The sequence below is a fragment of the Corynebacterium halotolerans genome (assembly GCF_050107895.1).
GTDB lineage: Bacteria > Actinomycetota > Actinomycetes > Mycobacteriales > Mycobacteriaceae > Corynebacterium > Corynebacterium halotolerans_B.
In genome coordinates, this window is sequence record NZ_JBNILW010000003.1 from 219542 (window position 1) to 237099 (window position 17558).

General features: G+C 66.4%; 20 protein-coding genes. 11 read left to right on the plus strand and 9 right to left on the minus strand.

All coding sequences use genetic code 11. The annotated features are described in order from the left end of the window. The first annotated feature begins 36 nt into the window (after positions 1-36). Positions 37-945, plus strand: coding sequence for a CPBP family intramembrane glutamic endopeptidase (locus ACQCVD_RS04940; RefSeq protein WP_426822601.1), 909 nt, complete (start codon positions 37-39; stop codon positions 943-945). Here the strand turns inward: ACQCVD_RS04940 and ACQCVD_RS04945 are convergent. Both ACQCVD_RS04945 and ACQCVD_RS04950 read right to left on the minus strand, forming a co-directional pair. Beyond that, the gene (locus ACQCVD_RS04945; RefSeq protein WP_426822602.1) at positions 909-2537 is read right to left on the minus strand and encodes a SulP family inorganic anion transporter; all 1629 of its coding nucleotides are present in this window, start codon (positions 2535-2537) and stop codon (positions 909-911) included. The two genes, ACQCVD_RS04940 and ACQCVD_RS04945, sit on opposite strands and share 37 nt — an antisense overlap. Before the next feature lies 1 nt (position 2538). Further along, entirely contained in the window at positions 2539-2901 is a 363-nt protein-coding gene (locus ACQCVD_RS04950; protein ID WP_426822603.1) for an ArsR/SmtB family transcription factor, read from the minus strand. A 233-nt stretch (positions 2902-3134) separates the two neighbouring features. On the opposite strand from ACQCVD_RS04950, the gene ACQCVD_RS04955 reads away from it, so the two are divergent. From ACQCVD_RS04955 to ACQCVD_RS04970, 4 genes are all read left to right on the plus strand, one after another. Beyond that, entirely contained in the window at positions 3135-3401 is a 267-nt protein-coding gene (locus ACQCVD_RS04955; protein WP_426822604.1) for a type B 50S ribosomal protein L31, read from the plus strand. Between the two features lie 14 nt (positions 3402-3415). Next, the gene (gene rpmF / locus ACQCVD_RS04960) at positions 3416-3589 is read left to right on the plus strand and encodes a 50S ribosomal protein L32 (protein ID WP_426822605.1); all 174 of its coding nucleotides are present in this window, start codon (positions 3416-3418) and stop codon (positions 3587-3589) included. Positions 3590-3766: 177 nt separating this feature from the next. Next, positions 3767-4714, plus strand: a complete 948-nt coding sequence (locus tag ACQCVD_RS04965) for a putative nucleotidyltransferase substrate binding domain-containing protein (protein WP_426822606.1) — start codon at positions 3767-3769, stop codon at positions 4712-4714. Positions 4715-4788: 74 nt separating this feature from the next. Further along, a complete protein-coding gene (locus tag ACQCVD_RS04970) occupies positions 4789-5481 on the plus strand; it encodes a TetR/AcrR family transcriptional regulator (protein ID WP_426822607.1) in 693 nt (230 codons plus the stop codon). 25 nt (positions 5482-5506) lie between these two features. On the opposite strand, the gene ACQCVD_RS04975 is transcribed toward ACQCVD_RS04970, so the two are convergent. From ACQCVD_RS04975 to ACQCVD_RS04985, 3 genes are all read right to left on the minus strand, one after another. Further along, positions 5507-6370 (minus strand): hypothetical protein, encoded by an 864-nt coding sequence (locus ACQCVD_RS04975; protein WP_426822608.1) that lies wholly within the window; start codon positions 6368-6370, stop codon positions 5507-5509. Further along, complete coding sequence (locus tag ACQCVD_RS04980) at positions 6367-6936, minus strand: hypothetical protein (protein ID WP_426822609.1); 570 nt, start codon at positions 6934-6936, stop codon at positions 6367-6369. The genes ACQCVD_RS04975 and ACQCVD_RS04980 overlap by 4 nt, the downstream gene beginning before the upstream one ends. 161 nt (positions 6937-7097) lie before the next feature. After that, positions 7098-7949 carry an HpcH/HpaI aldolase/citrate lyase family protein gene (locus ACQCVD_RS04985; RefSeq protein WP_426822610.1) on the minus strand — a complete coding sequence of 284 codons (852 nt, stop codon included), beginning with the start codon at positions 7947-7949 and terminating at the stop codon, positions 7098-7100. 79 nt (positions 7950-8028) lie between these two features. Here ACQCVD_RS04985 and ACQCVD_RS04990 point away from each other — a divergent pair, with 79 nt between their 5' ends. Together ACQCVD_RS04990 and ACQCVD_RS04995 are read left to right on the plus strand one after the other, a co-directional pair. Then, positions 8029-8328, plus strand: a complete 300-nt coding sequence (locus ACQCVD_RS04990; protein ID WP_426822611.1) for an antibiotic biosynthesis monooxygenase family protein — start codon at positions 8029-8031, stop codon at positions 8326-8328. A gap of 49 nt (positions 8329-8377) precedes the next feature. Then, positions 8378-8884 carry an RDD family protein gene (locus ACQCVD_RS04995; RefSeq protein WP_426822612.1) on the plus strand — a complete coding sequence of 169 codons (507 nt, stop codon included), beginning with the start codon at positions 8378-8380 and terminating at the stop codon, positions 8882-8884. A 42-nt stretch (positions 8885-8926) separates the two neighbouring features. Here the strand turns inward: ACQCVD_RS04995 and purH are convergent, their stop codons facing one another. Genes purH through ACQCVD_RS05010 form a run of 3 tightly spaced genes read right to left on the minus strand, consistent with a single transcriptional unit; the run spans position 8927 to position 12762 of the window. Further along, entirely contained in the window at positions 8927-10495 is a 1569-nt protein-coding gene (gene purH / locus ACQCVD_RS05000; RefSeq protein ID WP_426822613.1) for a bifunctional phosphoribosylaminoimidazolecarboxamide formyltransferase/IMP cyclohydrolase, read from the minus strand. Further along, the gene (purN, locus tag ACQCVD_RS05005; RefSeq protein WP_426822614.1) at positions 10485-11084 is read right to left on the minus strand and encodes a phosphoribosylglycinamide formyltransferase; all 600 of its coding nucleotides are present in this window, start codon (positions 11082-11084) and stop codon (positions 10485-10487) included. The genes purH and purN overlap by 11 nt, the downstream gene beginning before the upstream one ends. Positions 11085-11094: 10 nt before the next feature. Next, complete coding sequence (locus ACQCVD_RS05010) at positions 11095-12762, minus strand: DUF6350 family protein (protein ID WP_426822615.1); 1668 nt, start codon at positions 12760-12762, stop codon at positions 11095-11097. Between the two features lie 281 nt (positions 12763-13043). Here ACQCVD_RS05010 and ACQCVD_RS05015 point away from each other — a divergent pair, with 281 nt between their 5' ends. Beyond that, the gene (locus tag ACQCVD_RS05015) at positions 13044-13838 is read left to right on the plus strand and encodes a M23 family metallopeptidase (protein WP_426822616.1); all 795 of its coding nucleotides are present in this window, start codon (positions 13044-13046) and stop codon (positions 13836-13838) included. A gap of 96 nt (positions 13839-13934) precedes the next feature. Next, positions 13935-14273: an antibiotic biosynthesis monooxygenase family protein gene (locus ACQCVD_RS05020; protein WP_426822617.1), complete on the plus strand. Its 339-nt coding sequence runs from the start codon at positions 13935-13937 to the stop codon at positions 14271-14273. Here ACQCVD_RS05020 and pcrA read toward each other — a convergent pair. Continuing rightward, on the minus strand, positions 14270-16684 hold the full coding sequence (pcrA, locus tag ACQCVD_RS05025; RefSeq protein WP_426822618.1) for a DNA helicase PcrA: 2415 nt from the start codon (positions 16682-16684) through the stop codon (positions 14270-14272). The genes ACQCVD_RS05020 and pcrA overlap by 4 nt on opposite strands. 78 nt (positions 16685-16762) lie before the next feature. Between pcrA and ACQCVD_RS05030 the strand changes: the two genes are divergently transcribed. Beyond that, positions 16763-17071, plus strand: a complete 309-nt coding sequence (locus ACQCVD_RS05030; protein ID WP_426822619.1) for a chorismate mutase — start codon at positions 16763-16765, stop codon at positions 17069-17071. A 7-nt stretch (positions 17072-17078) separates the two neighbouring features. Continuing rightward, a complete protein-coding gene (locus tag ACQCVD_RS05035; RefSeq protein WP_426822620.1) occupies positions 17079-17552 on the plus strand; it encodes a DUF6998 domain-containing protein in 474 nt (157 codons plus the stop codon). The last annotated feature ends 6 nt before the right edge of the window (positions 17553-17558 follow it).

Sequence of the window (17558 nt, forward strand, 5' to 3'; positions counted from 1 at the left end):
TTAAAATCCTGGCCGGCCATTCCTAACGTGAGCGACATGGAAACCACGCTCCCGCACTCCCTCAACTCACCGGATGACCGGAAGGCACGTCTGCCGGTCACCTGGTGGGGCATTCTCATCCGCGTCGTGGTCGGCGTCTCGGTTCTCCTGATCGCCAACTTCATCCGGGTTCCGGTTCATCAGTTCAGCGCGGCCCGCCTACCAGCGGATGAGTCCGCTCAGCTCCTGGCTGACAGTCTCATCTTCCTGATCACCCCCATCATCGTGATTGCCGTCGTTTCCCTGTGGTTTCGCCGGGTGGAACGGATCCCGCTCGCTGTCACCGGTCTGTTGGACCTCCGGCGGATCCTCCCCGGAATCCTCGGAGGCATGCTCCTGATCGCGCTGGCGACCGCACTCGGATGGGCAGGGCTCGCCCTGCTCGGACAGCAGCTGCAGAACCCACCGGATGAGTTGGGCGGTACCGGCCTCGGGGCCTCCACCGGCGCTCTCCTCTTCTTCATGTTCGTCCGCGCCTATCTCCTGCAGGGGCTTCCCGAGGAACTGCTCTACCGCGGCTGGTTCTTCTCCCTCACCCGCAGTCGTCCCTGGCTGACCTTCTGGTGGACCACCCTCGCGTTCACCGTCATCCACGTGACCTCCGCGGGCGGGCAGCAGTCGGTGCTCGACCACCTCTACTATCTGGCGCTCCCCCTGGGGATGGGTCTGCTCGCAGGTGCAGTTGTGCTGTGGCGGGGATCGATGTGGTGGGCGGTGGGCACCCATGGCGGCATGCATGTGTGCCTGCCGGTGGCGTCCATCATGGTGCCGATGACGGCTGGGCCCCTACAGTGGCTGGTGCTCGGCCTGACCCAGGCTCTGGTGGCAGGGGGCGTCCTGCTGTTGTGGCGCCTCGGACGCGACGGCGGTCAGCCCCCGGTCCGGTCGATGTGGGAGCGGGCGTGAGTCACCGCCGGATCCAGCTCCTCGAAGAGATGGTTCGGATGCCGCAGCGACCGGATGGCTCCCAACACGCCGAGCACATGGATGTGTTCCGGCCTCACCCCCTTGATCAGGACGGTCACCCCGCGCTTTTCCAGGGACCCGACCAACTCCGTCAACTGGTGGGCTCCCGTGGTGTCGATCATCTGCAGCTGGGAGAGCCGGAGGATGACAACGCTCACCCCGGCATAATCGTTGACCTGCTCGAGGATCCGCTCGGCGGCCCCGAAGAAGAGGGAACCTTCGATACGGAACAGTGCGATCCGGGAGTCACCGGGCTCCGCCTCCCCGGGCAGCACTTCCCGGATCACCCGGGTGTTCTGACTCATCGTGCGCAGGATGAAGAACGCCGCCACGACGATACCGACGAACACCGCGACCACCAGATCCACGCTGACGGTCACCACGGCGGTCACGAGGAACACCACGGCATCCGACCGGGAGGAGCGCAGGATCCTCGCGATCACCTCCGGGGAGACCATCCGGGCAGCGGTGACCATGAGCACCCCGGACAGTGCCGCCAACGGAATCACGGACACCACGCCCGCCGCCACATACACCACGGCCAACAGCACCAGCGCGTGGACGATCACGGAAACCCGGGTGCGGCCGCCGGTACGCACGTTGACCGCGGTTCTGGCGATTGCCCCGGTGGCCGGCATCCCGCCGAAGAACCCCGCTCCGATGGACGCCAGTCCCTGCCCCACCAGCTCACGATCAGCGTGGTAGGGGCCGGTGTCGGCCATCGACGCCGCCACTCGCGCCGACAGCAGCGACTCGATCGCGGCGAGCGCAGCGACCGCGACCGCCGGGCCGGCCAAGGCCTGCATCATTCCCGGCTCAATGGCCGGCAGACCGGGCGGGGGCAGGGAACGGGGCAGTTCCCCAATGGTGTCCAGGGGCAGTGCCAGCACTGCGACAAGCACGGAGACCACCACTATCGCGGCAAAAGACGCCGGGACCTTCGGGGCAAGATTCCCCAGGACCAGCATGATGAGCACCACCGCGACCACGACCGCGACAGGTACCAGGGCCGCGGGCCACTCCGTGCCGGACACGGCCTGCCAAGCGGCGACCAGGGCATTACTGTGCTGGTCACCTGTGTAGCCGACCGCGTCGGGGACCTGCTGCATGAAGATGATGACGCCGATCCCCGCGGTGAACCCCTCGATGACGGGCCACGGGATATAACTGACGGTCCCACCCAGCCGGAACAGGCCCGCCAGCAACACCAGCAGACCCGCCATGACGCTGACCACGGCCACGGCCGCCACCCCATGGTCGATCACGATCGGCGCCAGTACCACGACCATCGCTCCAGTGGGCCCGGAAACCTGCACATTGGAGCCGCCGAACACGGCCGCGATCAGGCCGGCGATGATCGCGGTGATCAACCCGACTTCCGCCCCTACCCCGGAGCTCACGCCGAAGGCCAGCGCCAGCGGTAACGCCACGATCCCCACCGTCAGTCCGGCAGTGATGTCCGCGCGCCAGGTGTAGCGCAACAGCGCATAGTCTCCCCGGGACGGGAACAACCCCCGGAAACCACCCTTCACGTCAGCGCCTCCCGGCGATGCCCGGCAGGTTCTCGAGTGAGTCCAGCTGTTTCCGCGACACGTGCAGCATACCGGTCAACAGTTGCCTGGCAGCCTGGAGCAGATCGGCCACCTCGGAATGGGCCAGTCGGTAGTGGACGATATTGGCGCGGCGCTCTGACACCACCAACCCGTATTTCCGCAGCACGGCCAGGTGCTGCGACAGATGGGACGCCTCCAGCCCGGTGTCTGCCAGCAGCTCGGACACGGAGGCCTCTGGCGCGGCCGACAGAATTTCCAGCACCCGGACGCGGTAGGGGTGCGCGAGCCCCTTGAACAGGTTGGCCTTGCGCTCGTAGAGCGGCAGCTGCTCAGAACTGAACATCAATAACCTTCCACTTACATGAGAATATGATGACTTCATCATATCGCTATTTAGAGCTGGAGAGTGTCCCCGCCGGGAATTTCCGGTATGGACATAACACGTGTAAAGTATTGGAGGTTCATCGCCCTTCCGGGCGGTGCAGATTCAATCGCGAACCCAACTCAGGCACGATCCACTCCCGCGACGGGCTGCGGAACCGACCTGAAGTTCAACCCTGAGGGAATCGAGAGTTAATGAAGAAGGACATCCACCCCGACTACCACCCGGTGGTCTTCCAGGATGCAGGTACTGGCTTCCAGTTCCTCACCCGCTCCACCACTGGTAGCTCCCGCACCGTGCAGTGGGAAGACGGCAACGAGTACCCGCTGATCGTCGTTGACGTAACCAGCGAGTCGCACCCGTTCTGGACCGGCGCCCAGCGTGTCATGGACACCGCTGGCCGTGTCGAGAAGTTCCAGAAGCGTTTCGGCGGCATGGCCCGCCGCAAGAAGAAAGCTTAAGGAGGGAAACAACCATGGCAGTTCCGAAGCGTAAAATGTCCCGCGCCAACACCCGCGCCCGTCGTTCCCAGTGGAAGGCCGACAACGTCGCCCTCCAGGAGGTCAAGATCGACGGACAGACCGTGCGCGTCCCGCGCCGTCTGGTCAAGGCCGCCCAGCTTGGCCTGGTCGAGGTCGAGCAGTTCTAACAGCCTGACCCGCAACCAGCTCCGGGCCGAAGGCCCGAGCGATAGAACCGCCCACCTTTCCGGTGGGCGGTTCTTTCTGTCCCCGCCCCGCCAGCCCCGTTCCCGCCGCTGTCCTGGCGGTTCTGGCTGGTATTCTGTGCCTTAAGACCTGTCGCGATAGGGAAAGGACGGCACATCGTGTTGCATCAGTCGCTGCTGGAGCTTGCCGAACAGGCTCCCCATTGCCGGGACGAGGCCACGGCGCGGGGGATCCTCGCGGAATCTCACGAACTGCTCCGCAACGCGGTGGCCCACCGGGCCGATGCACTCGAACTGACCCGCTGGTACTCCACGCTGGTGTCTGATGTCCTGCATTCTCCCGCCGTCAGTGATGCAGCCGGCGCCGGGGTGGCACAGATCGTGCTCACCGGCGCGATCGGGCGGGGCGACGGCCTCCCCACCTCCCACATTCACTGGTTCACCGTCACCGGTTCCGTGGACAGCGACGGCGGGCGGGCCCATGCCGCCATCACCGAACTACTGGAGAGCGTCGACCTGGAGGCGGCGCCCCATGAGCAGGGGCTCACCGCTGCCGGCCGGGAGGAATGGCTACGGCGGATCAGGGAGGCGGCCGCCCGGGGAGACGCCCGGCAGATCGGTCTCTTCGACGATGCCGGCTCCTGGATGCGGGAACAACTCCTGGAACACCTCGGCTCAGCCCTCCCCCTGCTCCGGGAAGCCGTGAACCACCGTCCCCCTGCCCTACGCGCGGCAAACGGCCTCCCGGATCGGGAGGCGGCGGTGGACATCCACCGGGATCTGCTGACTCCGGTCTCCGCCATCGCCCGGTGGGCCGGCCTGACGGGCCGGACCCGGACATTGTCCACCCCGGAGCAGATCACTGCCGCCCAGACTAATGGCATTCTGACGACGGAGGAAGCAGATCTCCTGCAACAGGGCTGGAAAACCGGGCTCGAACTGCAGCTGCGCCGGTGGCGGGATCACGTGGTCGGCCATGAGTCCACCGCTGAGGACCTGACGGCACTGCAACGCTCCTCATACGGCGCAGCCAGCCGCGGTGTCGCCGGTGCGATACGCTCGCTGGCGGTCCGGCACGACATCGACCTCGCGGCCGCCACGTTCTGATACCCCCGTCCAGCAGCTCTCGCTACAATGCGATTGCCGAATCTTTTGGTCAATAGTTAAGGAGCAGTGAACCAGTGGCCGGAGCAGTGGGTCGTCCCCGCAAGAACAGCCCTCGCCGGCGCGGTAGCACCGCGCGGGAGGAAATTCTCGACGCCTCAGCTGAGCTGTTCACCATCCAGGGTTTCGCCACCACCTCCACCCATCAGATAGCGGACGCGGTGGGCATCCGGCAGGCCTCCCTGTACTACCACTTCCCGTCGAAGACGGAGATCTTCCTGACTCTGCTGAAATCAACCATTGAGCCCTCCACTGAACTGGCGGAACATCTCAGCGGCATCAGCGCGGACGAGGCCCCTGCTCCCCTCCGCCTGTGGGCTCTGGTTGCGGCGGAGGCCCGTCTCCTGCTGTCCACCCGGTGGAATGTCGGGCGACTCTATCAGCTCCCGATCGCCGGGGCGGAGGAGTTCGCCGAATACCACCGCCAGCGCACCGACCTGCATGAAGCTTTCACCCGGCTGGCCGGCAACATTGTCGGTCCGGAAGACCCCCGGCGCGAGCTGCCCTTCCACATCGCGATGTCGGTCATCGAGATGCGCGACAACACCGGCACCGTCCCCCACCCGCTGAGCACCGAAGCGCTGCCGGACACCGCAGTCATGCTTGCCGACGCCGCGTTGGACGTCCTGCACACCCCGCTCCCCGAGGAGAGGGCGCAACGCACCCTGGCGATGCTCGCCGAGACGGACGGAACCCGGCAGGCGGATTAGGCTCTGTTCGAGGATCCGCCGGTTCTCAGGGCGCCGTCTCCGCCAGCACATCCGGCAGCCCCTGGGCCAGGCGGTCGATCATGACCTGGCCGTCAGCGAAGGAGCCTGATCCGGGAGTCGCACTCAGTGCGACGCCCACCGTGCCGGTCTCGGTGGGGACGCGACCGAACTGGCGCACCGTGTACGCTCCGTCCCCACCCGGGCCCCACCCTCCCTTGAAGGCCGTGCCGGGCAGAGCCCCCAGCCCATAGGCCTGGCCGGAGTCGATCTCGGCCATCAGCGCGACGACCGGCTCCGACGCCGGGATGCGGGACAGCTCGGCCGCGAATCTGGCCTGCTGGGAAGGGCTCCACGCCGTCTGCCCGAAAGCACTGAATTCGGGCCGGATCTGTTCCGCCGGGACATCCACCCGGACTCCCCCTTCAGCCAGCACCTGCTCCACGGCTGCGGCAGCAACCGCCGGATCGCCCAGGGAATTCCACAGTTGTTCAGCGGCGTCATTATCCGAGGAACGGATGGCGGCCGCCGCAACGCCGCTCAGTTCCGGGTCGACCCGCAGTGCGGCGATCGCCACCGGCACCTTCATGGTGGACCAGGCCGGGTGGGGGTCATCCGGCCCGGCGACCATGTCCCGGCCCTCCCCATGGAGCGCCACGCTCGCCTGTCCGCCGAAGTCGGCCGTCACATCGTCGACCAGCCGCTGCAGCGATTCGCTACGGGGATCCGGCGATGGAACCGTTCCCGTCAGTGTCGGCCGGGGAGCAGGTTCGGAGTCCGCCGGCCCCGCGGGACCGGGTTCCTGGCCCCCGCCGCCGGTGCAGGCCGCCATCAGGCTACCGGTCACGGCGATCGCCACCGCGGCCCGCAGGGCCCTCCCGGGCCGGCTCATGAGATGTAGACCACCGCGTTGTTTCCGCCGCTGCAGGTGACAAACTCACCGTTGTCGTGGCAGTTCATCGTGTAGGTTTCCCCGGTTACCGGGCTGGTGACCCGCAGGGAGGCATCAAAGCTTCCGGTGTCCAGGAACTGCCGCGCGTAGGCCTCGCGAACCTCACGGGCGAAGGGTTCACTGGTGACCGTGGTGCCGACGTAGACATTGTTGAAGTCACCGGCCGGCGCCGCGTCACGGGCGGACTCATTCGCGGCGACCGCACCACCGGGCAGCACCGGGAACTCCGGGCGCTCGGCGTCCGCCGGAACCTCTTCCTCCGCGGGGTCGGAGGCAGGGGTGGTCACCGAAGCCGTGGTGTCCGCACCGCCATCGCCCAGCGACCGGAGCCCGAACCAGTTCTGGTACCAGCCGAGACCCGCGACCGCGACACACAGCAGCGCCGCGGCGACGATCACACCGACGATCAGTAGGGTGGACGGCCCCTTCGGCGGTTGCACCGGGGAAACGGCCTGCCACTGCGCCCACTGTCCATCCGGCCCCGGTGCCGGTCCGGTACTTCCCATGATGCCCATCCTTCATGGCTGTCGAGCCGTCACGTCGCACCCGAATCAATGTGAGAACCTGATAATAGTAACATTAGCGAACCATATGCGGGGATATCGCTGGCATTTCCCGGGGTTACAGGGATCGATCTCGCCGCTTATCGAAGGAAGCGGGAAATCCGCTACTCCCCCGCGGCGGGCATCCCGGAAGAGTGCTGCGGGGCCCGGTGAAGGACACGCTTCGCCTGCTCGATGATCGGGGCGTCGATCATCTGTCCATCCACCTGGTAGGCACCACCCTTGTCAGTGGCCCCCGCCAGGACCTTCCCGGCCCATTCCAGCTGAGAGGAGTCAGGCAGATAGGCTTCGCGGACCACGGTCACCTGGCCGGGATGGATGCAGGCGGTGGCCGCAAAACCCACCCGGGCAGCGTCCAGCGCTTCGCTGTGCAAGCCGGCCAGATCCTTGAAGTCGGCGTAGATCGCGTCGATCGCGAACTTCCCCGCCGCGGCCGCATGCAGCAGCACCTGGGAGCGGGCGAGCCGGATCGGATCCCGGTAACGCCCCGGTGTCGCCTCGTCGGCGCAGAAGCGGGAATGCGAACCGCCGAGTTGGGCAGTCAGATCCTCGGCACCCCAGAACAGGCCCACCACATCCCGGTGGCTGCTCAGGGCGGCGATATTGAGTACCGCCTGCGGGGTCTCCACCATGGCGATGACATCAAGGCCGGCCACTTCGGTCGGCACCGAGTCAGTGAGCTTCGGGACCATGACGGTGCGAAACGCCGTCTCCCGCACCATCGCCACATCCCCGGCGAAGTCCGGGTGTTGCGGCCCCACCACGCGGATGATCGTGTGCGCGGGATCGAGTGCGCAGGTGCGCACGACGTCCCGGGCGGCCTCGCGGTCGCCTTCCCCCGCGCCGTCCTCCAGATCCACGATGACCATGTCCGCCCGCTCCGCCGCCTTGGCCAGCAGCTCCGGCCGGTGGGCGGGGGCGAATAACAGTGCGGGCCCGGTAATGAGAGTATCCATGAGCTCGATTATGCCCGCTGTCCATTCCCTCGACAGCGTACGCTGGTGCTAAGGATAACCTAACTGAAAGGACGTGAACGTGTCGTTCATCAACATCACCGCGCTCAACTTTCCCGAGGGCATGGAGAAACAGGTTGAGGAGAGTTTCCGCCACCGTAAGCAGGCGGTGGACCGGGAGGAGGGCTTCCTGTCCTTCCAGCTGCTGCGTCCCGTAAAGGGAGAGAGCCGGTATTTCGTCTGCACTACCTGGGAGACCCGGGAGGACTTCGACCGGTGGATGACCGTCCGGGCCGCAAACAAGGCCGATGAGCAGGCACAGCAGCGGCATCCCGGGATGAGTGTCGATGTCATGGAGTTTGAGACCGTCGAGCTCTCCTGACCCGGCAGGTTTTCGCTGTCCCGCCGTTCCAGCACTAACGTCAGAGGGTATGAGCCCCGCGAATTCCCCTGAGACCACCCCGTCCGACTCCGCTGCCGTCAGCCCCATCCGGAGGTTCGGTGCCGTGGTGTTCGGCGACTTCGCGGCCATCTCCCTGGTGACGGTCGGTGTCCTGATGTTGCTGCCGATCGATCCGGCGGGACTCTGGGGGCCAGCGATCACCGCCATCCTGGCGGTGGCCGTGGTCCGCATCATCGCGGAGACCATCTGGGGCACCAGCCCCGGCAAGAAACTCTCCGGCTTCGGGGTGGCTTACCGGGACACTGCCGGGCGCCCCCGCCACGGCGCGCAACGCCTCCTGCCGGCCGTGATCCGTAATGCCTGGCTCTGGATCCCCGTGCTGCTCAGCCTCATCATGCCGGAGAATCTGCTCTCCGGTCTGATCGTCACCGCGCTGATCTCACTGATTCTGCGCAAGGACGGCCGGCTGCTCACCGACCGTCTCGCCGGTGCCCGGGTGGTCAACCTCCCGAACCAGGAAAAGGGAGCCCGGTAGTACCGGGCTCCCTGGCGGCGGCCTACGTCGCCGATAACCTGGTTAGTGTGCGAAGTGGCGGGCACCGGTCAGGTACATCGTCACGCCGGCCTTCTTCGCGGCCTCGATGACCTCGGCGTCCCGGATGGAACCGCCCGGCTGGACCACAGCCTTGACCCCGGCCTGCGCCAGCACCTCGAAGCCGTCCGCGAAGGGGAAGAAGGCGTCCGAAGCCGCGACGGATCCGGACACCCGCGTTTCCCCTGCCCGCTCGACGGCGAGCCGGGCAGAGTCGACCCGGTTGACCTGGCCCATGCCGACGCCGACGGTGGCACCGCCCTTGGCCAGCAGGATCGCATTCGACTTCACGGAACGCACCGCGGTCCAGGCGAACGCCAGATCGTTGAGCACCTCATCCGAGGCGGCCTCACCGGTGGCCAGTTCCCAGTTCTTCGGGTCGTCGCCCTCCGCCTGGAGCCGGTCGCTTTCCTGGACCAGCAGGCCGCCGGAGATCTCGCGGCGCTCGAGCGTCTCACGCTCCGGGGCGTCGGCACGCAGAATACGGATGTTCTTCTTCTGGCTGAGGATGTCGACGGCGCCGTCCTCGTAGGAGGGTGCGATGATGACCTCGGTGAAGATGTCGGCGACCTGTTCGGCCATCTCGACGGTGATCTCGCGGTTGGCGGCGATGACCCCACCGAATGCGGAGGTCGAGTCGCAGGCGTGGGCCTCGCGGTGGGCGGCGGCGATGGATTCATCCGAGACGGCGATGCCGCAGGGGTTGGCGTGTTTGATGATCGCCACGCACGGGCGCCCCTGGTCCCAGGCCGCGCGCCAGGCGGCGTCGGTGTCCGTGTAGTTGTTGTAGCTCATCTCCTTGCCGTGGAACTGTTCGGCGCGGGCCACCCCGGCGGTACCGGCCCCATCCAGGTACAGGGCAGCCTTCTGGTGCGGGTTCTCGCCGTAGCGCAGGGTGTGCGCCAGTTCGTGGGTGGCACCGGTCCAGGCGGGGAAGCCTGCGCCATCCTCGCTGCTCTCCAGCTGCGCCCCCATCCAGGAAGCGACGGCGACGTCATAGGCCGCGGTGTGGCGGAAGGCGTCGACGGCCAGCTCGGTGCGCTGGGCACGGGAGAAGCCCTCGGACTGCGCGGCGGTGATCACGTCGTCATAGCGGGCGGGGTCGACGACCACGGCCACCGAGGGGTGGTTCTTCGCGGCGGCGCGCACCATGGAGGGCCCCCCGATGTCGATCTGCTCGACGCAGGCGTCGAAGTCCGCGCCGGAAGCGACGGTTTCACTGAAGGGGTACAGGTTCACCACGACCAGCTGGAAGGGGCTGACCTCAAGGTCCGTCAGCTGCTTGAGGTGGTCTTCCTTGCGGGTGTCGGCGAGAATGCCGGCGTGGACCTTCGGGTGCAGGGTCTTCACCCGCCCCTCGAGGCACTCCGGGAAACCGGTGAGCTGTTCCACGGGGGTGACCGGCACACCCTGCTCCGCGATCTTGGCAGCGGTCGAACCGGTGGAGACGATCTCCACTCCCGCCTGGTGCAGCGCCGTGACCAGGTCTTCCAACCCGGTTTTGTCGTAGACGCTGATCAAAGCGCGCTTAATGGCCTTGTGGTCATTGCTCATGGGTGAACTGAACCTCTCCTGTTGCTCGGTCGATCTGGACCCTGCGCAGAACCGACACGATTAGCTTGCGTTCCACCTGCTTGATGCGCTCATGCAGGGAACCTTCGGTGTCATCCGGAGCCACGTCCACCGCCTGCTGGGCGATGATCGCGCCGGTGTCCACGCCCTCGTCGACGAAGTGAACCGTGGAACCGGTGACCTTGACGCCATACGCCAGCGCGTCGCGGACCCCGTGTGCCCCGGGGAAGGACGGCAGCAGCGCCGGATGGGTGTTGATGATGCGCCCGCCGTAACGAGCCAGGAAGGCCGCGCCCAGGATCTTCATGAAGCCCGCCGACACGATCAGGTCGGGGTCTCCCTCCCCCACGGCGGCGGCCAGCGTGCCGTTCCACGAGTCACGGTCCTCAGTCATCTCCACCACCTGCGTAGCGACGCCCGCGGCACGTGCCCGTTCCAGGGCGGGGCAGGGCTTGTCGGCGACGACGAGGGAGACGGTGTAGGCATCGTCCCGGTTATCGAGAATGGCCTGGAGCAGGGTACCCGAGCCGGAAACCAGGGCGACGACGTTGATCGGATTCGTGGATGTCACCCGCCCGATTCTAGCCCCTCGGGGTGTCAGACTCCCCCTCGGTGACCCCGGGCTCCCCCACCTCGTCGTCCTCCTCCCCGTCTTCCGGGGCTTCTTCGGCGCCGTCCGGCTCTTCATCCGCGGTAGCGGGGTCCGCCGTGGTGTCCTCGTCCGCCTCGGACGGGGCATGGGCATCGTCAGGTGATTCCTCACCTTCAGGATCCCCGGTGTCTCCGTCGGCCTCTGTGCTCTCGGGGTCCTCCGGGGTCTCCGGGGTCTCCTCGGAATCTTCCACCTCAGTCTCCCCGGGGTCCTCGGTCTCGTCAGGCTCCGGGTCCGCGTCCTCGGATTCCTCCAGGTCCTCTATATATGAGGTGTTTTCCTGATCCGTTTCCGTCGCCGCTGCCGGGGCCGATTCAGCCAGCTGTTCCGCTCGGCTCTGACGGCGTTCCGCCAGCTTGAGCAACAACGCTGTGGCCACCCCTGCCAGGGTCAACCAGACGAAGACCAGGGCAGCACTCAACAGCACCATGGGGCCGGAGGGGCCGAATGCCCCGAGCGCCCCTTGTGCGAAGTATCCGGCCACCAACATGCAGATGCCGGCAAAGAAGCCGGTGGTCACGGCCGAAAGCAGTGACGGGCTGCTCCGGTAGGCCAGGTAGGTGGCCAGCGCCGCGGGAATGATGAGCAGGATGGGAAACCACACCTGGGATTCTGCGGGAATCGCGGCCACCAGCGGAACCGGCGGCAGCGGCGTGTGGTGGATGGAGAACAAGGACACCGAGGCTTCTCCGAGGTGGAACTCCCCGCCAACCAGGACCGCAGCGGCGCCGATCAGGGCGTTCGGGAGATACAGCAGACACACCACACCCAGGGCGACCAGGGCACCGGCACCGTTGTACAACTCGACCAGTTCCGCCTGGCGGTTCCAGCCGAGTACCATCGCGACCAGCAGCACCACCAGGGCGACGAGACCGAGATAGCTGAACCAGCGCGCCGCCGTGCGCGCGTTGTCCACGAGCGCCTCCGGAAGTCCGTAACGGCGACAGAGGGCACGCCACAGCTTCGTCCCCATACCGATGACCATCGCCACCAGGTGCAGGGCCACCACCCGTGCCAGCAGGACCGGAATCTCCGGCGGCGCCACCTCATATACCGCGCTGGCGTCCCAGAGCATTCCGGCCGCGATGCCGGTCAGAACCAGCGGCACAACGAGGATGCAGACCAGCAGCACACCCAGATCAGCCACGCTCACGCGGTCCTTGACGGCCTTGTGGACCTGCCGCGCGATCAGCCACACCAGAATTAGCGCCGGCAGCATCGGGAGCAGCCCGATGGTGGCCCCCTCATAGGAGACCGGCACGAGGTTGAGGATCAACCAGAACTGCGCGATCGTGGCCGGCAGCGCCGCCATCTCCACGGAGGCCAGGAGCAGCACCGCCAGCGCAACGACGATGACGGTGAGTACGGCGACCACGTTGGGGATCAGGGCGGTGGGCAGGTACCGGCGCAGGCGCCCACGGAAGTTCTCCGGCATCGGGGATGTCTGCTCCGCTGCTCCCCTGCGGTCGGGACGGGCGGACCGCTGGGATGAACGGGCATTCGTTGCCGCCGAGGAGCCATTGACCCGGGACTGGTGGGGACCACGGGTGCGCGGTCGGCGGGTGGGCCGGGACTGCGGACTGGTCTTTTTACTCACCCTGTCTACTGTGCCATGCCCGCTCCCCGAAACGCCGTTGGCACCACGGCCGGGCCAGGAAGCGGGAAGGGGGATCCACCGCGGTCGTTCCCGCGGCCCGAAGTGAAAAGGTGTGGGGTGGCGTCCCCTCAAGGAAACCATTTTGTGATCTTTCCCACTTATTGGTGTCATGATTCCCATTAGGTTGCTGCGGATGTAACGGGACGCTATCGTTACCTCCAGCAGATAACAAGACGGTCACAATTGTTAAAAGAATTGTGCCGGAGGATGGAAGTAGGCTCATGCAGAACCAGACTCAGCGGGCGTCCCGAGGTAGGCACCGCAAGTTTACCGCCTCGCAGACGGCCAAGGGTCGGATCGCGCTCGTAGCCGTGGCCACCGGTGCGGTGTCCACCGCCGGTGTCGGAGGCGCCGCCGCAGCCCAGCTGCAGCAGGCTGACCAGCCCACCGAGAATGTCGAAGCCAGCACCGATATCGATTACCAGCTGACCGCCGAGACCGACCCGATTGAGCCTGCTACCGGGTCCTCAGCCCCGCAGATCCTCAACATCGCGGAGTACAAGCCCGTAGCCAACCTGGATGAGCAGCTCAGCACTGCAGTGCAGTACAACGAGCAGCGCATCCAGGAAACCCAGGCCGCCCTCGAGGCAGAGGCCAGCCGCGCCCTGGACGCCACCGTCTCACAGGACGGCTCTGTGGCCAAGCCCGCTGAAGGCGCCTTCACCTCCGGGTTCGGCCCACGTTGGGGCTCCTTCCACGCCGGCATCGACATCGCCAACTCCGAGGGCACCCCGATCCTCGCCGTGATGGACGGCACCGTGATCGACTCCGGCCCGGCCTCCGGCTACGGCCAGTGGATCCGCGTCAAGCACGATAATGGCGCAGTCTCCGTCTACGGCCACATGTCCACGTTGAACGTGGGCGTCGGGGAGCGGGTCACCGCCGGACAGCAGATCGCAGGGATGGGCAACCTCGGCTTTTCCACCGGCACCCACCTGCACTTCGAGATCCACCCCGACGGCACCAACGCCGTGGACCCGGTGCCGTGGTTCAGTTCGCACGGCATCTCCATCTAAACCGCCGCAGCAACGCCGCTCACCCCGCCGACTGAAGAGTCCGCGGGGTTTCGTCGTCCCGGAACCGGGACCACGCCGGATGGGTAGGCTGACAGCATGAGCATCGTCAAAATCAACGCGATCACCGTCCCCGAGGGCTCCGACGAGGAGCTGGAGAAGAGGTTCGCGCAACGTCAGCACGCCGTCGACCACGCCCCGGGATTCGAGGGATTCCATCTGCTGCGCCCGGTTTCCGGGGAGAGCCGGTATTTCGTGGTCACCTACTGGTCCGATGAAGAGTCCTATGCGGCCTGGCGCGACGGTGACGCCCGTACCGCCCACCAGGCCCCCGAGGGGGCTGAAAAACGCCGGCCGGTGGCCTCCGGTGCCGAGCTACTGGAGTTCGACGTGGTCCTCAGCTCCCTGCCGGGCGCGTCGACGGACCCCGCCTCCTAGAGCTTTTCCATCGGCACGCCGCCGATCAGCATCAGCCGCACCTTTCCGGATGTCCCGAAGTCAATGGTCACCGTTGCCCGGGCCCCGGAGCCGTCTGAGGACAGCACGGTACCCAGCCCGTACTTCGCGTGGTTGACCCGGTCCCCCACCGCCAGTTGCAGATCATTGTTCTTCGCCCGCTTCGGGATGGCGGGCCCGGTCTTCTTCGTCGGGGCGGAACGCCGCGGCCCTGCGTTGTAGTAACCGGGTGGATTGCCCCAGGAGCTCAAGCTGAAGGACTGTTCGGGCTCTTCCCGACGCCAGTCGAGCAGCTCAGCCGGCACCTCCGCCAGGAAGCGGCTCGGTGGGTTCGTCACGGGGTTACCCCAGGAGCTGCGCAGCATGGCCCGGGTGACGTAGAGCTTCTCGCGCGCCCGGGTGATCCCCACGTAGGCCAGCCGCCGTTCCTCTGCCAGCTCCTTCGGGTCCCCCAACGCCCGCATGTGGGGGAACTGCCCGTCTTCCCAACCGGTGAGGAAGACCGTCGGGAACTCCAGGCCCTTGGCGGTATGCAGCGTCATCAGGGTCACCACACCCTGCTCGTTCTCCGGGATCTGGTCGGCGTCGGCCACCAGGGAAACCTTCTCCAGGAACGCCTGGAGGCTGCCCGGCGCGGCTTCCCCTTCCCCCAGCTCGTATTCACCGCCGTCCATCTCCTCGTAGGCGACCTGGTTGGCCGCCTCCGAGGAGAACTCGCGAGCCACGGACACCAGTTCATTGAGGTTGTCCAGCCGGGTGCCGTCCTGCGGGTCATTGGAGGCCTCCAGCTCCGCGCGGTAGCCGGTGGCATCCAGGATGCGGTTGATCAGCTCCCCGATGTCGGGCATGCCGGTGATCTCGTTCTTCAGCTCCACCGCCTCAGAGCGGAGACCGTCCATCAGTTCATTGAACTTGACCACTGAGTTGCGGCCGCGCGCCCCGAGCAGATCCACCTGGCCTGCCGCGGCGTCGACCAGCGCCGACCCGAAGCTGGTGGCGTTGTTCTCGGCGTGCAGGGAGATGAAGGCCTGGGCCCGGTCCCCGATGCCGCGGCGGGGCGTGTTGATGATCCGGCGCAGGCTCACGGTGTCATCGGGGTTGTCGAGCACCCGGAGGTAGGCGATCACGTCGCGGATCTCCCGCCGCTCATAGAAGCGGGTGCCGCCCACGACCTTGTACGGGATACCGCTGCGGATGAACACGTCCTCCAGGGCACGCGAGGAGTTGTTGGTGCGGTACATGACGGCGATGTCCGAGTAGTGGCGCCCCTGGTCCGCCAGCTGGTCGATCTCCGCGGCGATGAAGCGGGCCTCATCGTGTTCATTGTCCGCGACATAGCCGACCACCTGGTCCCCCTCCCCGAGAGCGGTCCAGAGTTTCTTCTCCCGGCGGTCCTCGTTTCTGGCGATCACGGCGTTCGCGGCGCTCAGGATCGTCTGGGTGGAACGGTAGTTCTGTTCCAGCAGGATCGTGGTGGCCTCCGGATAATCCCGTTCAAACTCCTGGATGTTGCGGATGGTCGCACCACGGAAGGCGTAGATCGACTGGTCGGAGTCGCCGACGACACAGAGCTCACTGGGTGGCACGGCGTTCGGATCCGCACTCGGCTTACCCACCAGAGTGGACACGAGCATGTACTGGGCGTGGTTGGTGTCCTGGTACTCATCAACCAGCACGTGACGGAAGCGGCGGCGGTAGTACTCGGTGACCTCGGGGTGCTCGGTGAAGATGCGCACCACCTCCCCGATCAGGTCATCGAAGTCCACGGCATTAGCCCGGCGCAGGCGCTGCTGGTACTCGGCGTAGACCGCGGCCACGGTCGTCTCGAAAGGGTTCCTGGTCTGCGCCGCGGCAGCCGCTGCCTCCGACGGACCGATGAGCTCGTTCTTCTGGTTCGAGATCGCCGAGGACAGGATCCGGCCGGTGAACTTCTTCAGGTCCAGGTTCAGGTCCTTGGCGATCATCGTCAGCAACCGCTTGGCGTCATCACCGTCGTAGATGGTGAAGTTCGTGTTGAGGCCGGGCACCAGTTGGGCCTGCTGACGCAGGATCCGCACGCACACCGAGTGGAAGGTGGCCACCCACATTCTCTCGGCGACCGGGCCGACGAGACCGCCGACGCGTTCCCGCATCTCGGCGGCGGCCTTGTTGGTGAAGGTGATCGCCAGGATCTGGGCGGGGTGCACGCCGCGGTTGCGCAGCAGGTGGGCGATCCGGCGGGTCAGCACGGCGGTCTTGCCGGAGCCGGCGCCGGCGACGATGAGCAACGGTGACCCGGCGTGCTCCACCGCGGCCTTCTGCTGGGGGTTGAGCCCCTCGGTCAGGTCAACAGCAGGGCCGGAGGCATCGGAGTTGGCGGAAGCGGAAAACGGTGATGTGGCGGAACTGTCCATGATGTCTCCAACCTACCCCGCCACCCGGACATCCCAGGTGAAGTACCTCTCAGAATGCGGGCATGGCACAATATGTACATGACCGACGCTGCCCACGAAGACTTCGATATCCGGATGCCCTCCGGCACTGATGACCCGCTCTCTGACGCGGAGATCCAGAAGTATCGTGAGGAAATCAACCGCCTGGATGACCAGCTGCTGGAGATCGTGAAGCGCCGCACCGCTATTTCCAAGGCGGTGGGCAAGACCCGCATGGGGTCCGGCGGCACCCGGCTCGTGCACACCCGTGAAGTGGCCATCATCAACCGGTTCCGCGAGGAGATCGGCGAGGAAGGCCCCGCCCTCGCGGCAATTCTGCTGCGCATGGGGCGCGGCCGTCTGGGCTGACCCCGACATGGAGCGTCTCGCCCGTACCGGTCGGCTCGTCAGCGAATTGCACGCCATCGTCGACCAGCTCGAAGAGCTCTACCCCGGACGCCGCTTCACCCCGGATGGCCACCTGGTGGGTTCTCTGGGTGAGGTTACTGCGGCAGTCCTCTTCGACATCAAGCTGCTCACCGCCTCCAGCACAGGGCATGATGCCCTGGCCGCCGACGGACGACGTGTCGAGATCAAGGCCACCTACGGCAGGTCCGGCATCGGGATCCGGAAAACTTCCGGAGGTGTGGCGGATTCGCTCCTCGTCCTCAAGCTGTCCAAGGTGCCCGAGAAAGACCACGAAGTGGTCTATAACGGCCCCTTCGCCCTGGTGTATGCGCAGCTGGGCCAGTTCCAGAGCAATGGCGCGGCGGTTATCAGCCTGAGTCGGCTGCGGGAACTGAACTCCTCGGTTCCCGGCCCGGAGCGGGTTCCCCTCAGACCCCACTAGCCTGTG